Raw genomic sequence first — 23,554 nt, forward strand, 5'->3', positions numbered from 1 at the left:
TAATTAATTTAGATTAAAAAAAATGAGGCATCGGCCTCATTTTTTCTTTCCTGTATTTACTATCACTATACCAGTAACTACCAGTATTAATGAAAGAATGTATTTAATCTGAAGTACATTTTCTCCAAGTAGCAGAGAGGCTGCTAGGGCTCCTGAAAGAGGATTAACACACTGAAAAACAGATATTCTACCTACTCCATTAGCACTAACTAGACTTGTCCAGAGCATCAAGCAAATTGAAGAAGCTAAAGCTAAGAATAGTAAGCAGGAGAAGCCAAAGATTCCACCATTTGAGAGGCGACCTCCCATAAATAAAGCAATAATAAAGAGCTCTAGTCCACCAATTAGGAGGTTATATCCACTAGCCTTAATTGGATCTATTCCCTTAGTTACCTTTCTAGATACGTTAGTTCCAAATGCAAAGGATATAATAGAAAGCAGCATTACTCCCTCACCCTTTAAGGAGAAGGATTCAAAGGAGCCACCCCATAAGAAGCATACTAGGATACCTGTAAAACCAAATATAGAGCCTAATACCTTTCTTGTATTTATCTTATCATCCTTAAACATAAAGTGAGCAAAGATAGTCATAAAAATAAAGCTTGTACCATTTAATATAGAGCAATTGATAGATGCAGCACTAATCATACCAGCAAACTGAAGTCCATAAGTAAAGCCTGTTTGTATTGAGCCTAGAGTTAAAAGTGGAACTATCTCATTCTTTTCCATAAATGGAAATTTCTTATCTCTAATAGTGCAAACGATAAGTAAAATAATACCAGCTGTAATAAATCTGATTCCAGCAAATAAAAATGTGGAACCAGTATCATTAATATTAAATAGTAAGTAGCTCTTCTTTATAACAGGGAATACAACACCCCAAAGAATTTGACAAAATACTGCTAGCAGAGCTGCATATGCAGGAATCTTTAAATAATTCTTTTTCATATACCTTCCAATCTCCCTGTAGACCATAGTACTTTATTGATTATTAATCTAGCATTCTTGATATTAAAACTAATTAATTAAGCAATACTTTTTTCTGAAAAATGTAAAAAATCTCTGTAATAATTGAGGGAAATGTACGATTTTTGTTGTTTTTTGTTGCGTTATCGATTATTCGATTGTAACATATAAAAGTAGTGTGCTACATTCTTTACATAATACCGGTTGGGGGTTAGATATGCAAAATAGCAGTGCAATCGAGCTTAAAGGTATCACTAAACGGTTTGGAAAGGTCGTTGCTAATGATAGCATTAACCTTGAAATTCGAAGAGGTGAGATACTTTCCCTTTTAGGGGAAAATGGAAGTGGAAAAACCACTCTAATGAACATGCTCTCAGGTATTTATCAGCCTGACGAAGGTCAAATTTATGCTGATGGCAAACAAATTTCAATTACATCTCCAAAGGATGCATTCTCCTATGGTATAGGAATGATTCACCAGCACTATCACCTTGTTGATGTATTTACTGCAGCTCAAAATATTATATTGGGCTTATCAGAAGAGAAGCTTGATATTAAAAATACAAATGAGAAAGTAAAAGAGATTTGTAGTAAATATGGTTTTGACATCAATCCAACAATGAAGGTATACGATATGTCTGTTTCTCAAAAGCAGACAGTCGAAATTGTAAAGGTCCTCTATCGTGGTGCTGATATCCTAATCCTTGATGAACCAACTGCTGTATTAACTCCTCAAGAAACAGAAAAGCTATTTGATGTCCTTAGAAATATGAAAAAGGATGGTAAAGCTATCGTAATCATCACTCATAAGCTTGCAGAGGTAATGGCAATTAGTGATAAAGTAGCTGTTTTAAGAAAGGGTAAATATATTGGTACTGTAAACACAGCTGAAACTAACCCTCAAAAGCTAACAGATATGATGGTTGGTCACTCTGTAACACTTAATATCGACAGACCAAAATATGACAATGTAAAGGAAAGAATTGTAATTAATGGACTAACATGTCTAGACCAAGAGGGTATTACAAAGCTTAATAATGTTAGCTTTACAGCATATGGCGGTGAAATTCTAGGTGTTGCTGGTATTGCAGGCTCAGGACAGAAGGAGCTTCTTGAATGTATGACAGGACTCTACCCTATTAAGAGTGGTTCAATTAAATACATTCCACCTGAGGAAGATAAGGAAATAGAGCTAGTAGGTCTTACTCCAAAGAAAATTAGATCACTCGGTGTTGGTATGGCATTTGTACCAGAGGATCGTTTAGGAATGGGACTTGTTGGATCTATGGGTATGACTAACAATATGATGCTCCGTTCTTGGAAAAGCGGTAAAACACCTTTTGTAAATAAAAAGGCTCCAGAAGCATTAGCAAAGAAAATTTGGGATGACCTCGAGGTAGTAACTCCATCAACCTCATTCCCTGTAAGAAGAATGAGTGGAGGAAACATTCAAAAGGTTCTTGTAGGTCGTGAAATTGCAGCAATGCCAAATGTACTTTTAACTGCATACGCTGTAAGAGGTCTCGATATTAATACATCCTACACAATTTATAATTTGTTAACAGAGCAAAAGATGAAGGGTGTTGCTGTAGTATATATCGGAGAGGAATTAGATGTTCTGCTCGAGCTATGTGATAGAATCCTAGTTCTCTGTGGTGGTGAAGTTAGTGGTATCGTTGATGCAAGAAATACAACTAAAGAAGAAATAGGTCTTATGATGACAAGCATTGGATCAAAGGAGGCTAAATAATGAGTGCAGAAGTAAAAAAAGCTCCTCTAATTAGACTTGCAAAGAAAGATGCAATGGATCCAAAGAAGGCTTGGGCTATCAGAGTAGGATCAATATTATTTGCTCTTATTTTAGGATGTATTCCAATTTTAATTACTGGTAACAATCCTATTACTGCTTATATAGTTATTCTTCAAGGCTCACTTGGAAAAACCTTTTACTTTAAGCAAACTATTAAGCTTGCTATCCCACTTTTAGGAACTGCGCTTGCAATTGCACCTTGTTTTAAGATGAGATTCTGGAATATTGGTGCTGAAGGACAGATTACAGCTGGAGCTATTGGAGCCTCATTCTTTGCAATCTACTTTGCAAAGAGTATGCCACATGTACTTCTTTTAATCGTAATGATGGCAGCAGCTGCCTTAATTGGTGGTATTTGGGCTATGATTCCAGGCTACTTCAAGGCAAAATACAATACTAATGAAACTCTATTTACCTTGATGATGAACTACATCGCAATTGGTATTGTTGCATGGCTACAGGGTGGTCCTTGGGAAGGAAGAAAGGGAACTCAGCAAATCCCTCTATTTGATAAAAATGCATATCTACCTACAGTATTCGGTATCCATATTGGTTGGATTATCGTATTAGTATTAGTAATTTTAGTTCATATTTACATGAACTATACTAAGCAGGGCTATGAGGTAGCAGTTATTGGTGATAGTGTTAACACAGCTAGATACGCAGGAATGAACGTTGGCTGGATTATGGTAAGAACAATGTTAGTTTCTGGTGCAATTTGTGGTATCGTAGGCTTTATCCTTGTATCTGGTCAGAATAAAACTATTACAAGTAACGTAGCAGATGGTGTTGGCTTTACAGCTATTACGGTTGCTTGGTTAGGACACTTAAATGCCTTTGCTATGATAGCAATATCGTTAATACTTGCTATTTTGGAAATGGGTTCAAGCTACCTACAGCAGGTATTAGGAGTTCCTTCTGCAATTAGTGAAATTGTATCTGGTATCCTACTCTTCTGTATGCTTGGTTGTGAATTCTTTATTAACTATCAGATGATATTCAGATCTAAGAAGGAGGTTAAAGCATGAACACACTAGTAACCTTAATCGCTGCTGCTGGTACATTTGGTACAGTACTCATGTTTGGTACTCTTGGTGAAATTCTCACAGAGAAATCTGGTAACCTCAATCTTGGTGTAGAAGGTATCGTATTCATGGGTGGTGCCTTTGGCCTTGCTGGAGCATATTCATATGAAGCACTTGTAGGAGTTGGCTCCTCAAATGGCTTAATAGCAATTATTGTTGCAGCAATATCAGCATTCCTTGCTGGTGCAGTTGCATCTGCCCTATTTAGCTTCTTAACAATTACTTTAAGAGCTAACCAAAACGTTACAGGTCTTGCATTAACAATTCTAGGTACAGGTGTTGCAAAGTTTACAGGTGAATATATGCGTCATAAGGTTGGCGGCTTCGTTACACTTTCAAACCCATTAAAGGAAGCCTTTACCTTTGTTCCAATGCCAAACTTCCTGCAAAACATTCCTATTATTGGAAAGATACTTTTTTCACAATCTATCTTCTTCTACATTGCAATAATTTTAGCTGTAGCTATGCATCTATTCTTCCAGAAGACTAAAACAGGTCTCTATTTAAGAAGTGTTGGTGAGTCTCCTGTTACAGCAGATGCAGCAGGTATTAACATGGTAAAATACAGATACCTAGCAACAATTATTGGTGGTGGAATTTCCGCTATTGGTGGTATGGTTTATGTAATGACCACTGGTGGCTGTACTTGGAATGAACACTCATTAGCAGGTATTGGTTGGCTTGCAGTAGCATTAGTAATCTTCTGTATGTGGAAGCCACTCAATGTACTTTGGGGTGCTATCCTGTTTGGTGCACTAAAAATTATGTATATGAGAGTTGTACTCCCATTCTTCCCTACCGAGCTATATAAAATACTCCCTTATGTAGTAACTGTAATAGTACTTATCATAACTAGTATGCGAAATAGCCGCGATAAGCAGCCACCTGCTTCCTTAGGTCTTAACTACTTCAGAGAAGACCGCTAAAATGGTGGATATAAAACTTAATCCCATAGTCGTATGACTAAATATATTCGGAGGATACATATGAAAAAAACATTGGCTCTCGTACTCGCTCTTCTCATGTGTTTAACAAGCGTATTTGCACAGGGTGCAAGTGATGCAGACACAAGTAAGACAACTAAAATTGGTTTTGTTGTTATTGGCGATGAAAACGACCAGGGTTACACCTACAACTTCATGAACGGCATGAATGCAGCAATTTCTCAGCTCAAGAGTGAAGGATATGATGTTGAACTTTCTGTTAAGAGAAATATCGCAGAAGACGCAGGTTGTGTAGATGCAAACCTCGCACTCGCTGCTGAAGGATGTTCAATCATCTTCAACAACTCATATGGTTTTGAGCAGTATATGCAGCAGGCAGCTGATGAATTCCCACAGGTTAAGTTCATCTCATTAACAAACTGTGGTTCTCAGGTTGATGGTAGAGATAACACCTACAACGCTTTTGCTAGAATTTACGAAGGTAGATATATCGCAGGTGTTGCAGCAGGTATGAAACTCCAGCAGCTCATCGACAATGGTACAATTAAGGCTGACCAGGCAGTAATTGGTTATGTTGGTGCTTTCTCATTTGCTGAAGTTATTTCAGGTATGACATCTTACTACCTCGGCGCAAGAAGTGTTTGTCCTTCTGCTACAATGATCGTACAGTTCGTAGGTTCATGGGGCGACCCAACCTTAGAGGCTGAAGCAGCTCAGGCTCTCATCGACCAGGGTGCAGTAATGATCAGCCAGCACTCAGATAACACAACTCCTGCAACAACAGCTCAGAAGAATGGTGTATTCCACACAGGTTACAATAATGACATGACAGCAGTTGCTCCAAAGGCTTCTCTCCTCTCATGTAAGATTGACTGGACAAAGTACTTCCACGACTTCATTAAGAACGAGCTTGATGGGAAGGGTAACCCATCTGACTACTGTGGTACATATGCTAACGGTGAAATCGTTGTTACAGAGCTTAACGAAGCAATTGCAGCTCCTGGAACTAAGGAAGCTATGGCTAAGGCTGAAAAGGCTATCGCTGATGGTTCTCTCCAGGTATTCGATCTCTCAACATTCACAATTGGTGGCAAGACAGCTACTAATGCTGATATGTATGACGGCTTCGCAGCAGTTAAGGGCGACGCAGTTAAGAACGGTGCTTTCCTGGAATCAACACTCCAGTCAGCTCCTTACTTCGTTGGCCAGATCGACGGTATCAAGTGGCTCAACGCAGCTTATTGATTTATTCTTTAATAAAAAAGACGGCAGGCACTTTGTCTGCCGTTTTTTTATGCTATCATAGAAATATGAAAAAGATTTGTTTATTACTACTTACTCTATTATTAACTCTCACTTTATTTGCTAACGGAAATTCAGAAGAAGATACAGCTTCTGTAATCTCATTTGAAAGTGTTGATATCTTTGGAAATAGTGTTTCATCACAGGAGCTTTTCTCTTCATCAAAGATAACAATGATTAACTTCTGGGCAACCTATTGTAACCCTTGTATTGGAGAGCTTCCATTTTTAGCTAAAATTCCAGCTAATTATGATCCAAGTGAACTACAAATAATTGGTATTATTACCGATGCAACTAATCAAAATGCATATGATAAAGCAATCTCTCTTATAAAAGAAAAGGGAGCAGATAGCTATATCCACCTACTCCCATCTAGCTCTATGAACGATGTCTTAAGCAATATTTCAGTTGTACCAACTACCCTCTTTGTTAATAATAAAGGAGAAATTATTAAGAGTGTTCTTGGTAGTAACACATTCAAGAGGTGGCAAGAAATCATTTCAGAGCTTTAATTTTGATAATTAATTTTTTCATCCCTCACTAATTGATAAACCACTAATTCATCGCTATCTAGATTCTCATGGTGCATATCTACGCTACTAATTTGGTGGTTATCATAGGTTGTATAATACATTATACCACGATTTGTATTATAGCATGATGTATAAAGTGTAATTTCAAATTCTCCCTCCTTAACCTCACAGCACCCTCTTTGCTGGTCTACTGAATTTAAAATATGGAAAAATTGGCTTACACTTGATTTCTCATCATCCTTTGAAAGAGAATTAAGCTTTACAAAAGCAACTCTTACAAATCGTGACTGTGAGGATAAATCTCCTGGAAGTCCCATAGCACCCATACCTCTTGAGTATTGCTCAAGCTCTACTTCTCCAAAAGTATTTGGAATATCCTTATGAGTTAATCGTCTGTAGTTATTTAGGTTAAATAACTGCTTATCAAAAGGCGGGTTGTTAGTTAAGACACCTACAGGATTTTCATAAATCCTTGTACCATCCTTTACAAATTCAACTGTTATCGCTCTATTACTATCTGCAATAAGATAGTGAAGCTCAGCACATGGAAGCTTACTGCTAAAAGGAGTATCCATAATATTTAAATTATCTATAAGCTCTATAGCTTCCTCTACATTTTTAGCCTTAGATAGAATGTATGGAATAAACTCAAATTGAGCGATATTTGTTTTACTACTACTCTTTTCATGGTTGTAATGGGCATTGTGAACAAAGTTTAAGCCCGCAACACCAAGTCCTTTATCATTAATTCCTTCAAAGTAAAGAGGAAAGCCATCAATAACTGTAGCCATACCAATGATTGCATAGTGGCTTTTTATTGCTTCACTATAGCGAAGGGGAATTAAAAAGCTTCTAGGAGTAATTACAACACTCTCACCATATGAAAAATCATAGTCGAGAGTTCTGCCAAAGTAAAAGTCTTTTGTTTTATAAGTAGTTGCTGTACACATATAAGTAATATAATACCTCTATCACTATGCGACAATAATATTAAAGCCAATTACTACTATACCTAAGATTAATAGAACTACACCTGTTAATCGATTTAATAGCTTTGCGTCGACCTTATTTGCAATTACAGCAGCAATTCTAGCAAATAAGAGAGTAAATATAATACAGAGTGATAGCACATATAAATTAGGTATGCTTGATAGTGCAAAGTGACTAATTGAGCCAGTTAAGGCTGTAAAGGTCATAATAAATACACTTGTACCAACTGCAGTCTTTAACTCATATCCAAGTACAGAGGTTAATATTAAAAGCATCATCATGCCACCACCTGCACCGACAAAGCCACAGATAAAGCCAATTATTATTCCACTAATAATACTTTGTATAATTCTCTTACTTTGTGGTACCTCACCCATTTTTTCTTTGGTAGTCATTACAGGCTTAATGATAAACTTTATACCAAGAAGCATTGTCATAAAAACAGAGAAGTTACCCATAGTATTGCTCTCTACCTTAGAGGATACGTAGCTACCTACTAAAGTAAATAGTAGTACAAAGAGCATCATTAATACTCCGTTTTTGATATCAATATTTTTATTTTTATAATATGTAAAAGCACTTACAGCTGATGCTAAGACATCAGATGCAAGTGCTATTCCTACTGCTTGATATGGATCGAGCTTTAAAAAGGTTACTAGCATTGGAGTAATTACAGCTGCCGCACTCATGCCAGCAAAGCCTGTTCCAAGGCCAGCGCCTATACCTGCTAAAAATGTTACTAATATCATGCCTATTGTATTCATAAATCAATAAAATAAGCATCGAAAATAATATCGTCAACTTTTAGTCAATCTTTGTAACTGAGTAATCCTGGTCCTCAACAGCCTTCTTTAAGGTCTCATTACTAACCTCTTTGTTTAATGTTACAACAGCAGTACCAGCTGTGTGGCTAACATTAGCTACAGCTACACCATCAACATTTTCAAGAGCCTTTTTAACTCTTTTTTCGCAGTGACCACACATCATACCTTCAATATGTAATATTTTTTCCATCTTCTTCTCCTTACTAAATTTATATTTTTTATCTTTTCTTGAGTCCTTTAAATTAAACATATTAATTCTTAGGGCATTAGTTACTACACAAAATGATGAGAGACTCATCGCAAGTGATGCAAACATCGGATTTAAGGACCATCCAAAAATTGGTGTAAAAATACCTGCAGCTAGAGGAATTCCAATTAGGTTATAGATAAATGCCCAGAATAGGTTTTCCTTTATTACCTTTAAGGTGCTACGTGATAGTCTTATTGCCGATACCGCAGTTGATACTGTATCACCCATAAGGACTATAGATGCAGATCCAATAGCAGCATCGGTACCACCTGATACAGCCATTCCAATATCAGCTCTCATAAGGGCTGGAGAGTCATTAATTCCATCACCAACCATTATTACCTTGCCATCTCTTTGGAAGGACCTAATATAAGCTTCCTTTTCATCTGGCAGTACACCACTAATTACTTCATCAAATTTTACAATTCTATTAATTGCATTAGCTGTTTTCTCATTGTCCCCTGTTAATAAAACAGTTCTAAGCCCCATATTCTTTAGCTCTGCAATTGCACTCTTACTATCATCTCGAATTGTATCTGAGATAGCTATAATACCTAAAAGCTTATTAGCCTTGATAAATAATAAAGGTGTCTTACCCTCCTCTGATAGTTTGTCGCACTGAGCTAAAACTCCGCTCTCAAGCTCTAGCTTTGTTGAGATAAACTTAACAGAGCCACCATATACTGTGGAGCCATCTATTGTTGCTTCAACACCATTTCCAAGCAATGCCTTAAAGCCTTCAGCATTAAGTAGTGCTGTATTCTTTTCAATTGCATAATTGCATACAGCCTTTGCTAAAGGGTGCTCACTCTTACTTTCAAGTGTATAAGCATAGCTTAGGAAGCTATCATCAAAGGATATTTCATCAACTACCTTCATCTTACCAGTTGTAACTGTACCTGTTTTATCAAAGACAATAGTACCTGCTCTACTAGTATTCTCAATTACTGCAGCGTCCTTAAATAAAATACCATTCTTAGCGCCCTTTCCCGATGCAACCATTATAGCAACAGGTGTTGCAAGACCAAGTGCACATGGGCAACTAATTACTAATACAGCAACAGCTCTTGATAGCGCATATGAAAGCTCTGCATTAAGAAGTAAATGAGTGATAAATGTAATTAGTGCTATTACAATTACACTTGGGACAAAGATACTTGAGACCTTGTCTGCAACTCTACTGATTGGAGCCTTTGAGGAGGCGGCTTCATTTACAAGCTTTATTATCTTACTTAATGTAGTATCCTCTCCAACTCTAGTTGCTCTAGCCTTAATATTTGACTCAACATTGATACAGCCAGCAATAACATTTTGACCTACACTCTTATCAACTGGGACACTTTCACCTGTGATCGATGATTCATCAAAGCTACCTGAACCAGAGATAATAACTCCATCAACTGGTACATGTGAGCCTGGGTAGAGGATAAAGATATCATCAACTCTAATATCCTTTACATCTACAGTTACTTCCTTACCATCTCTTTCTACTACAGCCTTCTCTGGAGCTAGCTTTAAGAGCGCATCAATAGCATCTGTAGTCTTTCTCTTACTCCTTTCCTCTAAGGTCTTTCCAACTGTAATAAGAGTTAAAATTGTTGATACAGCTTCATAATACAATTCATGGTAATACTTATGTGCATGCTCTGGATAAAGGAACATAAGTGACATAGCAACATAGCTATAAATAAATGCTGCAGATGCTCCCAAAGAAACTAATGTATCCATATTAGGAGACTTCCTTAAAAGTGCTTTTGTGCCAGAAATAAAGAATTTCCTATTAAGCATCATTATTAGCATCGATAATGTAAGCTGAACAGTAGCATTTAAGCTATGGTTTGAGAAAATTCCAACAGGTAGACCTACCATTGCACCCATAGATATATACAGGTGTATTACAAGCAATATTACAGAGATAATAAGTCTCTTTTGAACATTTTCTCCATTAGCTTGCTTTTCTTCTACCTTCGCGCCCTTTACCTGAGCACTATATCCAGCTTTTTCAACTGCTTTAATAATATCCTCATCGCTTGCACTACCCTCTAAGCTCATAGAGTTAGTAAGAAGGCTAACACTAACATTTTCACAGCCCTTAACATTCTTAACTGCCTTCTCAACACTAGCTGAGCAGGCAGCACAGCTCATACCGAAAACATCAAATTCTCTTTTCATTTCATCATCTTCTCTAAGGTTTTTACTAGCTCAGCTATAACCTCATCATTACCCTTTTCGAGCTCCTCCTTAACACAGGAGGATAGATGCTGCTTTAATAATTCTCTATTAAAGGCATTTAAAGCAGCAGTAGCTGCACTTGTTTGGATTAAAATATCATTACAATAGATATTTTCCTCAACCATCTTCTTTATTCCTCTAATCTGACCTTCAACTCTATTTAACCGAGTAATAAGATCTTTCTTTTCACTTTCACTTCTCTCAATATTTTTATGCTTACAACAACACTGCACAATATACCTCCTAGGGGTATATTAATAATATGTATATATTTTCTAACTGTCAACCTATTGAACAAAAAAATATGTTATGCTAAATATATAGAGCATTTGGGCGATTAACTCAGCGGGAGAGTGCCACCTTGACGTGGTGGAAGTCATAGGTTCAAACCCTATATCGCCCACAACAAATAGAGCTATTTCCAACTAGGAGATAGCTTTTAATTTTTACACTACTTCCTATAAAGAATGTATTTTTAATTAGATTTATCCTAGCTATATGATAATATTAGCTTAAAAGGGAAGGAATATGTCCACAATTGTTAATTATAAAAAGGGAGAAGTAGTTTATCTTGAAGGAAGCTTTGAGATGGCGATGTACCATATTCTTAAAGGCTCTGTCCTTGTATATGCAAATTATAAAAAGGACTCTGAGATGCTACTTAAGGAGCAAAAGGAAGGTGATTATTTTGGTCAGCTTGATTTAATTGAAGCTATACCTCGTTCTGCCTCAATAATAGCTAACGATGACGTTATATTAGAAAGAATTAGTGGCGATGAATTTGGTTCATACCTATCTGAAAGACCAGATGAATACATGATAATTCTTAACCAAATGAGCTCAAGACTAAGAGAAATTGGTGATAGCCTACATGAGGTTTATCTAACTATTGATGAATATTTAAACGAAGAGAAAAAGAGTACTAGAGATGAATCCTTTTTGAAGCGCTTATCGAAGATTATCAACATTAGTAAATGGAGCAAGGAGTAAACATGGTTAGAGAGGCTAAATATAAAAAGGGAAATATTATATATAGACAAGGTGAAGCTGCTAATGAAATCTTCTTTATAAAATATGGATCTGTCTATCTCTATCTTGATTACAAAAAAGAAGGTGAAAAGCTTATTAGTATTGCTAGAGAGGGAAAGGTCTTTGGAGAGCTTGGCGTTATAGAAAGTAAGCCACGCACAATGACTGCTGTAGCTGCCGATGAAACTATAGTCACAATAGTAGATAAAGAATCCTTTCCTTCATATATAAAAGAAAACCAAAATAAGATGATTATAATTATGGAGAGCTTAAGCTCGAGAATTAGAGCTCAGTCACAAAAGCTAGTAAAAGCATGTAAGGTAGTTGCTACTTATCTAGAGGAGAAGGAAAGTAAAAAGAGTGTTGATAAGGCTTTAATTGAAAAAATGAAAACTCTAGCAGCAGAAGATAGAAGAGCTAAAGGCTAAATATTAGAAAAGGCGAATACTATTAAGCATTCGCCCTTTACTTTTATTTATTTAAATTGTAGGTCGTCTCAAAGACTGCACCATTTACTACCCATATATCTGATAAATCAGGCTTTCCGTTGTCATTATTACAAACTAGGTAGTCTCCATCACCATGGTCTGTATCTGACTTATTTGTATAAAGCACATCACCCCAAGCAGTTTGAACCTCAACTATTACATTCTTAGGAACAAAGAATGCAAAGTTAGCATCTGGAGTTGCTTTAGCTCTAACAGGAATAAAGGTACCCTTGTTATCTAATAAATCACTCTCACTAAGAGCAATACCATCTTCCTTAGTATATGACTTTAATACCTTAGAAAGCTTAGTAACCCACTCCTCCCCAAGAGTTCCCTTTAAAACTACAGAAACACCATCATCCTCTACATGGTAGTCAGTAAGCTCTAAGAAATTATATGTATCATATGGCTCGTTAACCATCATTGCTGAGATCACATAATCTGTCTTTCCAGTTACAAAGCCATCATCCATATGCTCTTCAAGCCATGCTGAAGAGGTTGTCTCAATAACCTTAGTACTCTGACAAGAAGAGATTAGGAAAATTGATAACACAATTAAAAGAATAGTAATAAAACGCTTCATTATCGCCTCCTGGGGTATAATGCCATAAAATATATCTTTTTTATAGGTAAAATGAGTGCCTTTATCACTGCTTAGCGCGAGCAAGCTCCTTAGCCTCATCCTCACCTAATAAAGAAAGATCCTTCTTATACTTTGTTGAAAGAGCAATATTCTTGTCCCCCCACTTTAAATAAGCACCATATCTTCCATTTAGAACTCTTAAAGGAAGTCCCTCAAAGGTACCAAAGTCCTTTAGAGGAAGATTACGCTCCTCATCTCTTTTGATAATAGCAACAAGCTCATCAGCTGAAAGATTATCGGCTTTTTCCTGCTCCTCCTTACTCATTCTGTAGTTCTTATCACCACATTTAATGTAGTAACCAAATCTACCCTTTAAAACCTCTATAGCCTTTCCCTCATAAAGACCACGAGAATTAACATCAGAGACCTTACTATTACGCTCTAAGTGACGCTTAATTATTTCTTCAACCTCAGCCTGAGTTAGCTCACTGCTTTTCTGCTTTTCATCCTTAGTAAGAGCAATATTTTCACTACCCCACTTTAGATATGAACCAAATCTTCCCTTCTTAATAGAAACAGCCTTACCATCATATGCTGAGTACTCAACGCCCTTAGAGGAAGCTCCATCTCTACTAACAAGAGACAATGCCTTCTCTGCTGTTAATTCAGTTAATGGCCCAAAAACCTTATAATTGGCATTTTTATAGGTGATATACCCTCCATATGGGCCATTATTTATAACAATATCATTACCTTCCTCGTCGTGAGCAATAACCTTAGGAAGTGAGAAATAGAAATCAATTTCCTCTTCACTATAGCTTTCAGCACTCTTTTTTCCCTTTGGAACATTACAGGTTTTATCACCACGCTGCCAATATTGACCTCTACGACTACTTTTAAGCTGAGTAGCATTTGAGTTATTGTCTTGATCAGGATAAAGAGTACTCTTAACTAAAGAAGCAATATCATCATTATTTAATGTTCCTGGACAAAGAGTATCAGGGAGATTAATCATTATAGCCTTACCATCATCCTTCTTTTTATCAAGAAGAAGATAAGCACCATAAGGTCCAACCTTTATCTGATAATTAATAGCTTCATCTAGCTCTACCCTTCCCGATAAATGGGGGAATTTTAAAGACTTAGCATCGTAATGGTCATTTCTTGCAGCCTGTACTAAAGAATTTAAGCCCTTTACATTTTTCTTACCATAATAAAAGTCATTAAGGTACTTAGATGCATTACCCTCTCCAGAAGCGATCTTATCGAGCTCATCCTCCATTTCAGAGGTATAGGAATAATCGACTAGATCACTAAAGGATTCATTCATAAGACCATTAACAGCAAAGCCTGTAAAGGATGGTATTAAGCTTCTATCCTTTTCAATTGCATAGCCTCTATCTAATAGAGTTGAGATAATAGTTGCATATGTACTTGGACGCCCTATTCCCTTCTCTTCAAGCTTTTTAATAAGAGATGCCTCATTATAGCGAGCAGGTGGCTGAGTAGTATGCTCCTTTTCACTGATACTAATTAGCTTCTCTTCATCTCCAGCGCTAATGCTAGGTATTGTACTTTCCTTCTCATCCTCATCCTGGTCACTTCCATAAACCTTTAAGTAACCAGCAAATACTACAGATGTACCAGAGGCAGTAAACTTAGCATCCTCACACTTAATTTTAACTGTAGTAGTACTCTTTATTGCCTCACTCATTTGTGTTGCAAGTGTTCTTTGATAAATTAAGGTATAAAGAGCTAGCTCCTTACCCTTTAAGCCACTTTCACTTGGACGACGGAATACATCTCCAGCAGGTCTAATAGCCTCATGGGCCTCTTGAGCATTCTTACTCTTATTTTCAAATCTTCTCTCTCTACTTGAAAGATATTCACTACCGTAATCACTCTTAATTTGTTCTCGAGCAAGAGCAATACACTCATCAGATAGGTTTACACTATCTGTTCTCATGTATGTGATAAAACCATTTTCAAATAGAGCCTGAGCTATTCTCATTGTCTCCTTACTTGAAAGTCTAAGCCTTCTATTAGCAACCTGCTGCATTGTAGAGGTTGTAAATGGTGGAAGTGGAGAATACTTACTTGATTTATGAATTACATTCTCAACAATAAATGGATTATTTTGGCAAAGCTCCTTTACTTCTTCAGAAAGCTTTTTATCAAGGAGGAGTGTTTTCCCGTTAAACTCACCAGTTGTTGAATCAAAATCCTTACTGGTAGCTACCTTCTTTTCCTTATACTCCTCTAGAGTTGCTTCGAAGCTTTTTTTATCACTAGTTTCAAGGATTGCCTTTACATCAAAGTATACAGAGGGAACATATGCTAAACGCTCATTTTCTCTGTCAACTAAGAATCTTAAGCCGACAGATTGAACTCTACCAGCTGATAGCTTTTTATTTGATAACCTCTTCCATAGAACAGGAGAAACCTCATAGCCATATAGACGGTCAACAATTCTTCTATCCTCTTGAGCTCTTACTAAGGCAATATCTAAATCTCTTCCCTTGGAAAGAGCCTCAGTGACAGCCTTCTTTGTGATCTCATGGAATACCATTCTCTTAGTTGGAACCTGAGGCTTTAATATCTCCATTAAGTGCCATGATATTGATTCCCCCTCACGGTCCTCATCGGTTGCGAGTAAAAGCTGCTCACTCTTTTCGAGCTTCTTCTTAATATCATTAACAAGATTTTCTTTTCCCTCTGTGATTACATAGTGAGGCTTAAAATCATCCTCTATATCAACACCTAAGGAGTCAGAAGGAAGGTCTCTAATGTGTCCCTTACTTGCAACAACACTATAATTCTTTGGTAAATATTTCTTAATTGTATTAGCTTTAGTTGGAGACTCTACTATCACAAGAGTCTTCTTTGCAGGATCAAATTCCATAAAAGCCTCCGCTAAACATAGAAAATAATCCCGCAATTTTTGATTTGTCAAGCAAAAATATTTCTATAATATATGTTATTACATAGTAATAAAAATTTTTTAATTCACTTTTTCAAGCCTAAAAGCATATGGGTCAGAGGAGCTTTTATTCTTATAAAGTGCTTTTTTAGCTAAATCAGAACCATCTGTCTTAAAAATAAGATATGTACCTGTTTCATCTGATTTAAATAAAAGCTCGGTTTTTGTACTTACCTTTATACCAAAGGCCTTTGATGTGATATCTAGGATTACTGTATCTGTAGTAAAGCTTACATTATCAGGTCGAAACTCTGAAGGAGTAATATCGAGTACATTAATCTTTCTGCAAATATCCTTATAAACCTTAGCGATATCCAAATTAGATTTAAACTTTATCCAATTCCAAGGGCCGTTAAAGGGCTCAAATGGGAAGAATTGAAGATATTTGCCATCTATAGGATAGCTAATACTCATATACTGTCCTCTTTCATCCTCTATTAAGCTAGCTTTGAACTCTAAGCTATCTAGCTTACCATCATTATCATCTTCACTACTATTTTCAAATCGATAAATGCCAGAATAATCAAGTGTAGTAAAGGAGACCTTAGCAGCATAGAGTGTATTATTATTTTCATCTCTAGCACCCATAGTAATTGTATAATCACTATTTTGATCTAAATTCTTTACTGTGTAGGTAAGCTCTCCCTTTGTAAGTCTTACTAGAGGCTTTGTTCCAACATATATATCATAGTAAACAGCATTATCAACCTTATCCCAACTAAGCTTTACATTGTTTGTGTATAGCTCATAGGAAAGGCCTGCAAATAGACTAAATGAGATGAATGTAAAAAATATTAATAATAGAATCTTTTTCATTTATTATTCCCTTCTTTAGGCAAAAAATATAAAACCTTACTTGCTCTTTCAAAGTACAACAGTTAAGCTTTATCTTATGAAAAAAGTTATTTTTGTACTAGCATGTTCCTTAGCCCTACTCATGAGCTGTACTGTAACAGAGGTCTCTACTATAAGTAGAGAAACAAGTGGTACTTCCCTTACAGATATTCACGTAGAAGATTATTTCATTGATGTTTTAACAGATTTTGCAGAGTTCCTGCCTGAAAAAGATGAATCAATAATGGATAACGCAATTTCTACCTTTTCAAGCCAATTAGCATCATCAAATAGTGCATCAGGTGTACAGGCTGTTAAGACATCAAATAATGATTATACACTCTATTTTGATTACTCATCATTTCAGAATCTTGCAGCTGAGCTTTCAGGAAACTCAAATCAGTCAATTATTAAGCAGGAAAAGGGAAAGCTATCCTTCTATGTTGATATCAACAACTATACAGAGCTTGAGGCAGTTGTTCCTTTCCTAGCAGACCCTAATATTGAGGTCTTCCTAGCAAAATATAATATTGGCTACAGCGAAGAGGATTACTTAGACATGATAGTATTCTCACTTGGTGAGGAGGCTCCTGAATCACTTCAAAATAGCTACATCACTATAGACTTAAAGCTTCCAGGCAATGTATTAACAGTTAATGGTGCTCAAAAGACATCAAGTAATTCAATTAGATATTCCTTTAGACTAATTGATTTCTTACTTCTAAGCTCTCCATTAAAGTTTGATGTAAGCTGGAAAGTCTAATTATTTCGTTGACACCTATACAACAAAAATGATAATTTCAATAATGGTATCTCTGACAACACAGAGGTGTCACTATTAACTAAAAGGAAAAAGAAAATGGCTGACACAGAAGAAAAGAATCTTGACTTCAAAAAAGGTGCGAAGAGCACAGGAGACAAAGTCGCAGCAAAAAAATCAAAGAAGAGCCTTGCATGGTGGGCTGGTGTGGTTATCCTTATTTTAATCTCAATCACATTCGTACTTCCTGCAACTGGTATTGGCGCTATTTTTACAGAAGATAGTATTGTATTTGGTAAATACAATGGTGAAAAAATTGAATATAAACCTGGTAACTACTTTGGCAACCAAGTAAGCTCTATTGCATCACAATATGAAACACTTGATATGTCAAATATCTATTCAGTTTGGTATCAAGCATATCAGAGCACAGTATTACAGACAGCTTTAAATCAGGAAGCTAAAAAGGCTGGTATTCAGGCAACTGAGTATGCAGCAAATCAGTATCTTTTAGATTCTGGTATTTACAGCAATGATGAGGGTGCTTTCGATAAAGAAAAGTATGATAGCTATACTCAGGCTCAGAGAGATTCCATCTACAACAATGTATACGCTTCAATTCCTAGCATGACAGTAGCTAATGACTACAGCACAGTTCGTTCCTCAGATAAGGAAAAGGATTTTGTTGCAACTATCGCAGCTACAGGTAGAACCTTTGAATATGTTGCTTTTGGTTCAGAGTACTATCCAGATGAAGAAGCTATTGCATACTTAAATGCAAATCCACAGCCTTTTGCAAAGATTGGTCTTTCAATGATTACTCTTTCAACAGAGGATGCAGCTAAGGCACTTATGGATGAGATTAATGCTGGAACAAAGACTTTTGCTGATGCAGCTAATGAATCTATCGACTCCTTCAAGACTCAATCTGGTAAGGTTGGTGATGTTTTCTTCTATAACCTTTCAAGCACACTAGCTAGTGAGGAAAATGCTAATGCAATTTTCGCAACAGCAGTAGATAGCTTAGCAGGTCCATATTACACATCCTATGGCTACTCATTCTTCAAGGTTGATTCAGCTCCTGTAATGGCAGATGCTACCGACTCAACTACACTCGCTTTTGTAAAGAACTACATTGGTAATGAAAATCCTGATTTAGTTACTCCATATGCAGAAGCAGCTGCTAATGAGTTCTATGCAAACCCAGATTTCATCTACACAGACTTAGATGTATATGAGGTTTCTTCTACACCAGTTAACCCTAACTCAAGCTCCTTCATGAGCTCCTTCGCATATACAGATGCTGCAGGACTTCTTTCAAGTGCATCAAGTGATACAGCATATGTAAAGAGCTTATACACAGGTAACACAGGTGATGTATTACCACCTCAGAAGGTTGGTTCATATTATATCATTACAAAGATTGGTGATGAGAGTGTTTCATCCTCAACTAAGAGCTCTGTTCCTACCTTCTATGATTACATTGGTTCTCTTTCAATGCAGCAGGATCTTCAGACAGCAATCTTTAACAATACAGCCTTTGAAGATGACTTTGTAAATACACTCTTTAGTAAGGTTCTTAACCTTGGTGGAACAAACTAAGTAATTAACAAAGATATAAAATGCGGGATTTCGGTCCCGCATTTTTTTACAAATTAACCGCCGAGAAAACTCACGCGCCTTGGCCGTGAGATGAAAGGCGGTAATGCGTAATGCCATAAAATGTGCTATAATGATGTCATGCGGACACTGACAGTAAAACTGTACAATAGCGATGACTTCGGATACCTTAGTGATATGATAAATATCGCCGGGATCATATACAACACGGCCCTGACAATCATACAGGACCACTATACCGAAACAGGGAAGCTTTTGGATAAATATGAACTCCAGAAACAGCTCCGTGGTCTTCGCAACGCGGATGAAAACCACCACTGGCGTTATGTGGGAAGTCAGGCGGTACAGGAGATAACCGACAGGATATACAGGGCGTACCGGCTGTTTTTCACTAACAGGGAAAAGGGAGTCAAATGTTCGCCACCCCGTCGTCGCAAGGTCAAAAAGTACAAAAGCGTCACCTACAAACAGGCGGGATACAGATTTATTACTGGCGGACGTATCAGCATAAACGGACACATCTACAGATACTGGGACTCCTATGACGGACTCCTGGAACGGATCAAAATCAAGACCGTAACGGTAAAGCGCAACATACTCGGAGAGTTCTTCGTCTACGTCACCACCGACAGCCCCGCCACCATGATTGAAACCAGGGACGGGCGCGGTGAGGTCGGCATGGACTTCGGACTCAAGATGTTCCTTTCGCTGTCTGACGGCAGTGTGATCAGATCCCCGGAGTTTTTCAGACAAGGCGTTGCAGGCATCCGCAAGGCTAGCCGTGCCCTGAGCCGTAAGGTGCTGGGGAGCAACGGATACGAGCGTGCACTGAAGGCACTGTACCGCAGGCACCAGGACATCGCCAACAAGAGAAGGGACTGGTTCTGGAAGCTAAGCCACGAACTCTGTTCAAGGTACGGCGTCATAGCCATAGAAGACCTTAATATCAAGGGTATGGCGAGGCTCTGGGGACGCAAGGTACACGACTATGCGTTTTCGGAGTTTGTGGAAATCCTGGAGTGGTGTGCCCGAAAGTACGGGACCAGGGTCATCAGGATTGGACGGTACTACCCGTCGTCCCAAACCTGCTCCGCATGCGGACATGTGTGGCAAGGTACCAAGGACTTCAGTGTCCGTGAGTGGACCTGCCCAGAATGTGGGGTGTATCACGACAGGGACATGAATGCTGCGGTGAACATACTCGCTGAGGCAAAGCGTATCATGAATCAAATGGAACAGGCGAAGGACGCCTAGACCATAAGGCGAGGCCGGACGGGTCTCGCGGGCCAGAGACGGTGTAAGACGTCCTTCGGGGTGCAGCCGTCGTTACCATGGCCAGATTCCCATGGGCTTGTCCGTGGGAGTACGTCAACCTTTCTGTAAAAACGAAATATAATGAAGTCATGGTAGAACATGAAATTAAAAATAAAGTAGAGCTCTTAAACTCCGATGGAACGTTAAAGGAAGAGGGATTTGCAAGAAAGCCTTACTTTCTATATGACCGCTCAAAGATTAAAGCGTCAAAATTGCGCATTAAAGAATGGGATTACTATGCTATTCTTGATCCCGTTGAAGAAAATGTAATTTGTATGACCTTTTCAGATTTAGGCTTTGCAGGTTTATTTGCATTAGCACTAATCGATTATAAAAATAAAAGAGCAATACAAAAGGATCAAATAAAATTCTTTACTATGCATAAAACTGGTCTCATAGGCTCTCCGTGGGATGATAACACAATAGCCTTTTCAGATAAGAAGTTTTCCTTCTCCTTTACAAAGGAAGGTGAGACAAGGCATATAGTAGTTAAATCAGAGGATATAAATATTGATTCATGCTTTTTCCAAGGAGAGAGTAAAGAAACTATTAATATCGCTACTAGCTGGAAGGAAAACAGAAGAGCCTTCTACTTAAATGAAAAGGCAGTAGCAATGACACCAATATCTGGATATGTTCAAATTAAAGGTAATAGATATGATGTAAAGAGTAATAAAATGACTCTAATCCTCGATTGGGGACGTGGTCGTTGGACTCGTGAGAACACATGGTATTGGGCAGCTGCATCAGGCTTCGATGAATTAAATAACGCTATCGGCTTTAACCTAGGCTATGGCTTTTCAGATAGAACTCCTGCAAGCGAAAATGCTTTCTTTTTAGCAGATAAGCTTCATAAGATAAAAAATGTTACCTTTAATTTTGAATCACACATGAAGGAATGGATAATGAAGGATGATGAAGGAAAGCTTAATCTTACATTTACTCCTGTAGTACCTAGAATGTCTAAAACAGATTTAAAAATAATAGTCTCTGATCAAAAGCAAATATTTGGCTACTTCGATGGCTTTGTAATTCTTGAGGATGGGACAAAGAAAGAAATACATCATCTCATGGGTTTTGCAGAAGAAGTATATAATAAATGGTAAGTCACTTGCATAAGGTATAGTTTTTATATATATTTCTTTTTGCTTAAATTAATATAAGGACTATAAATGTTTGAAGAATTAGAAAGCTTTAGGGTCTTAGGGTTATCAGATAAGACTCTTGAAGCACTTAGTGAAAAAGGCTTTAGTGAGCCTACAGATATCCAAAGAGAGTGTATCCCTCTTTTACTTGAAAACAAATTAGATGTAATAGGTCAGGCTAGAACAGGCACAGGTAAAACTGCTGCATTTGCGCTCCCTATTCTAGAGACTATTGATGAAAAGGATAAATCAACACAGGCATTAATATTAGCTCCAACAAGAGAGCTAGCAATGCAGGTCGCCTCTGAAATTGATTCCTTAAAGGGAAAGAGAGAGATTAGTGTTGATGCTATCTATGGTGGTACATCCTATGAAAACCAATTTAAAAAGCTAAAAAAGGGATTACAAATTGTTGTAGGAACTCCAGGAAGAATCCAAGACCACCTCGATAGAGGTACTCTCGATATATCTAAGATTTCTTTTGCTGTATTAGATGAAGCAGATGAAATGCTTGATATGGGCTTTGTTGAGGACATTGAAAAGATTTTAGCAAACAGCCCTAAGGATAAGAGGATGCTCTTATTCTCTGCTACTATGCCAGACCCTATTCTACGCTTAGCAGAGAACTTCATGAGGGATTACACAGTTGTTAGAATTAAAAAACAGGAATCAGAAGAGGTCTTAACAGAGCAATATTACTATGACTTAAGAGAGAGCGATAAGATGGAAGCCCTCTGTCGTATCATAGATTATAGTGATGATTTCTATGGAATCGTATTTTGTAAGACTAAGGTTCAATGCGAAGAAATTGGTAGAAAGCTCTCAGAGAGAGGATATAACGCAGAGGCTCTTCATGGTGATCTTTCTCAAAAGCAAAGAGAGATAATACTACAAAACCTAAGAGACCATAAGATTAAAATTCTAGTTGCTACAGATGTTGCTGCTAGAGGTATCGATGTTCAAGAGCTTACTCATGTAATTAACTTTACAATACCTCAGGATCCTGAGGTATATATCCACAGAATAGGAAGAACAGGTAGAGCTGGTAAAAAAGGAACTGCTATTACCTTTGTAACTCCATCTGAAGCAAGAAAGTTTGGCTTTATCAAAAGAATTAGTAGGATGAGTATTGAAAAAGGTACATTACCTTCAAGCAATGATATCATCTTAAAGAAGAAGGAAAGAATCCTTGATAAGGTTAGAGCTTCCTTTAAGGAGCAAGCAATAGAGTATGAGGAAATTGCTGCAAATCTATTAGAAGAAGAGGATAGCTTTGTAATCGTAAAATCCCTTTTAAAGCTCCTTTATAAAAATGAACTCGATAAGAGCCAGTACCATACAATTAGAAGCTTAGAGAAGCCTCAGGATAAAAAGAAGAAGGCTAAGGATGATAAGGCTATCGATGATTGCGGTACAACAAGACTCTTTATCGCTATGGGTAGAAAGGATGGTTTAACTAAACGTCTACTTGCTAACATGCTTATTGAACGTTGTAGAGTTAGAGATGAAGATATCCAAAATATCGAAGTAATGGATGAATTCAGCTTTATCAACGTTCCTAGTATGTATGCAGATTTAATAATAAATGCTTTCAAAACACGTGGTGAAAAAGGAAAGCCACTTATTGTTAAAGCTAAGGCTGAAAAGGAAAGTAAAAAGCCAATAAAGGTTTCTAAGAAATCAAATACACAGACCTCTATCAGACGAAGTAGAAGAAAGTGGGAGGATGATATCCAGCCTTATGGCAGAGATAGTAGAGATGACGATGATGATTTTGATATCAAGAGAAATCATCCTCCTAAGAAGAAGCCACATGGCAAATATAATATCAATAAGAAAGCTAAGAAGCATTAAAGTAAGAGCCC

Annotated in this window: 20 protein-coding genes and 1 tRNA gene; 13 read left to right on the forward strand and 8 right to left on the reverse strand. The window is 37.2% G+C overall.

Annotation, left to right across the window (positions count from 1 at the left end; genetic code table 11):
• Positions 1-36 precede the first annotated feature (36 nt).
• The gene (locus FYJ80_RS02515) at positions 37-948 is read right to left on the reverse strand and encodes a DMT family transporter (protein WP_206360928.1); all 912 of its coding nucleotides are present in this window, start codon (positions 946-948) and stop codon (positions 37-39) included.
• Positions 949-1,183: 235 nt separating this feature from the next.
• Here FYJ80_RS02515 and FYJ80_RS02520 point away from each other — a divergent pair, with 235 nt between their 5' ends.
• The 5 genes from FYJ80_RS02520 to FYJ80_RS02540 all read left to right on the forward strand — a co-directional run bounded on the left by FYJ80_RS02520 (position 1,184) and on the right by FYJ80_RS02540 (position 6,619).
• Positions 1,184-2,716, forward strand: a complete 1,533-nt coding sequence (locus FYJ80_RS02520; RefSeq protein WP_154424555.1) for an ABC transporter ATP-binding protein — start codon at positions 1,184-1,186, stop codon at positions 2,714-2,716.
• A complete protein-coding gene (locus FYJ80_RS02525) occupies positions 2,716-3,804 on the forward strand; it encodes an ABC transporter permease (RefSeq protein ID WP_154424556.1) in 1,089 nt (362 codons plus the stop codon). The genes FYJ80_RS02520 and FYJ80_RS02525 overlap by 1 nt, the downstream gene beginning before the upstream one ends.
• On the forward strand, positions 3,801-4,787 hold the full coding sequence (locus tag FYJ80_RS02530; RefSeq protein ID WP_154424557.1) for an ABC transporter permease: 987 nt from the start codon (positions 3,801-3,803) through the stop codon (positions 4,785-4,787). Before FYJ80_RS02525 ends, FYJ80_RS02530 begins: the two co-directional genes overlap by 4 nt.
• Before the next feature lie 60 nt (positions 4,788-4,847).
• Complete coding sequence (locus FYJ80_RS02535) at positions 4,848-6,050, forward strand: BMP family ABC transporter substrate-binding protein (protein WP_154424558.1); 1,203 nt, start codon at positions 4,848-4,850, stop codon at positions 6,048-6,050.
• A gap of 65 nt (positions 6,051-6,115) precedes the next feature.
• Complete coding sequence (locus FYJ80_RS02540) at positions 6,116-6,619, forward strand: TlpA family protein disulfide reductase (RefSeq protein ID WP_154424559.1); 504 nt, start codon at positions 6,116-6,118, stop codon at positions 6,617-6,619.
• Here the strand turns inward: FYJ80_RS02540 and bsh are convergent.
• The 4 genes from bsh to FYJ80_RS02560 are packed head-to-tail and all read right to left on the reverse strand — an operon-like array spanning position 6,616 to position 11,169.
• The gene (gene bsh, locus FYJ80_RS02545) at positions 6,616-7,590 is read right to left on the reverse strand and encodes a choloylglycine hydrolase (RefSeq protein WP_154424560.1); all 975 of its coding nucleotides are present in this window, start codon (positions 7,588-7,590) and stop codon (positions 6,616-6,618) included. The two genes, FYJ80_RS02540 and bsh, sit on opposite strands and share 4 nt — an antisense overlap.
• Before the next feature lie 24 nt (positions 7,591-7,614).
• Entirely contained in the window at positions 7,615-8,394 is a 780-nt protein-coding gene (locus tag FYJ80_RS02550; protein ID WP_154424561.1) for a sulfite exporter TauE/SafE family protein, read from the reverse strand.
• Positions 8,395-8,434: 40 nt separating this feature from the next.
• Entirely contained in the window at positions 8,435-10,876 is a 2,442-nt protein-coding gene (locus FYJ80_RS02555) for a heavy metal translocating P-type ATPase (protein ID WP_154424562.1), read from the reverse strand.
• Entirely contained in the window at positions 10,873-11,169 is a 297-nt protein-coding gene (locus FYJ80_RS02560; protein ID WP_328596710.1) for a metal-sensing transcriptional repressor, read from the reverse strand. The genes FYJ80_RS02555 and FYJ80_RS02560 overlap by 4 nt, the downstream gene beginning before the upstream one ends.
• Positions 11,170-11,267: 98 nt before the next feature.
• Here FYJ80_RS02560 and FYJ80_RS02565 point away from each other — a divergent pair.
• The 3 genes from FYJ80_RS02565 to FYJ80_RS02575 all read left to right on the forward strand — a co-directional run bounded on the left by FYJ80_RS02565 (position 11,268) and on the right by FYJ80_RS02575 (position 12,393).
• Positions 11,268-11,339, forward strand: a tRNA-Val gene (locus FYJ80_RS02565).
• Positions 11,340-11,464: 125 nt separating this feature from the next.
• Entirely contained in the window at positions 11,465-11,926 is a 462-nt protein-coding gene (locus FYJ80_RS02570) for a Crp/Fnr family transcriptional regulator (RefSeq protein ID WP_154424563.1), read from the forward strand.
• Between the two features lie 2 nt (positions 11,927-11,928).
• The gene (locus FYJ80_RS02575) at positions 11,929-12,393 is read left to right on the forward strand and encodes a Crp/Fnr family transcriptional regulator (RefSeq protein ID WP_206360929.1); all 465 of its coding nucleotides are present in this window, start codon (positions 11,929-11,931) and stop codon (positions 12,391-12,393) included.
• A 43-nt stretch (positions 12,394-12,436) separates the two neighbouring features.
• Here FYJ80_RS02575 and FYJ80_RS02580 read toward each other — a convergent pair whose 3' ends face one another.
• The 3 genes from FYJ80_RS02580 to FYJ80_RS02590 form a co-directional block, all read right to left on the reverse strand.
• Positions 12,437-13,036 (reverse strand): hypothetical protein, encoded by a 600-nt coding sequence (locus tag FYJ80_RS02580; protein ID WP_154424565.1) that lies wholly within the window; start codon positions 13,034-13,036, stop codon positions 12,437-12,439.
• Between the two features lie 64 nt (positions 13,037-13,100).
• Positions 13,101-15,938, reverse strand: a complete 2,838-nt coding sequence (gene topA / locus FYJ80_RS02585) for a type I DNA topoisomerase (protein WP_154424566.1) — start codon at positions 15,936-15,938, stop codon at positions 13,101-13,103.
• A gap of 99 nt (positions 15,939-16,037) precedes the next feature.
• Positions 16,038-16,832, reverse strand: a complete 795-nt coding sequence (locus tag FYJ80_RS02590) for a hypothetical protein (protein WP_154424567.1) — start codon at positions 16,830-16,832, stop codon at positions 16,038-16,040.
• 76 nt (positions 16,833-16,908) lie between these two features.
• Here FYJ80_RS02590 and FYJ80_RS02595 point away from each other — a divergent pair, with 76 nt between their 5' ends.
• The 5 genes from FYJ80_RS02595 to FYJ80_RS02615 all read left to right on the forward strand — a co-directional run bounded on the left by FYJ80_RS02595 (position 16,909) and on the right by FYJ80_RS02615 (position 23,543).
• Positions 16,909-17,613, forward strand: a complete 705-nt coding sequence (locus tag FYJ80_RS02595; protein ID WP_154424568.1) for a hypothetical protein — start codon at positions 16,909-16,911, stop codon at positions 17,611-17,613.
• A 96-nt stretch (positions 17,614-17,709) separates the two neighbouring features.
• Complete coding sequence (locus FYJ80_RS02600) at positions 17,710-19,212, forward strand: peptidylprolyl isomerase (protein ID WP_154424569.1); 1,503 nt, start codon at positions 17,710-17,712, stop codon at positions 19,210-19,212.
• Between the two features lie 138 nt (positions 19,213-19,350).
• Positions 19,351-20,484 (forward strand): RNA-guided endonuclease InsQ/TnpB family protein, encoded by a 1,134-nt coding sequence (locus FYJ80_RS02605; protein ID WP_206360930.1) that lies wholly within the window; start codon positions 19,351-19,353, stop codon positions 20,482-20,484.
• Positions 20,485-20,633: 149 nt separating this feature from the next.
• Positions 20,634-21,650 carry a DUF2804 domain-containing protein gene (locus FYJ80_RS02610; RefSeq protein WP_206360931.1) on the forward strand — a complete coding sequence of 339 codons (1,017 nt, stop codon included), beginning with the start codon at positions 20,634-20,636 and terminating at the stop codon, positions 21,648-21,650.
• 66 nt (positions 21,651-21,716) lie between these two features.
• Positions 21,717-23,543 (forward strand): DEAD/DEAH box helicase, encoded by a 1,827-nt coding sequence (locus tag FYJ80_RS02615; RefSeq protein WP_154424572.1) that lies wholly within the window; start codon positions 21,717-21,719, stop codon positions 23,541-23,543.
• Positions 23,544-23,554: the final 11 nt, after the last annotated feature.

Origin of the sequence: Bullifex porci, assembly GCF_009695635.1 — a bacterium.
Classification (GTDB): Bacteria; Spirochaetota; Spirochaetia; order Sphaerochaetales; family Sphaerochaetaceae; genus Bullifex; species Bullifex porci.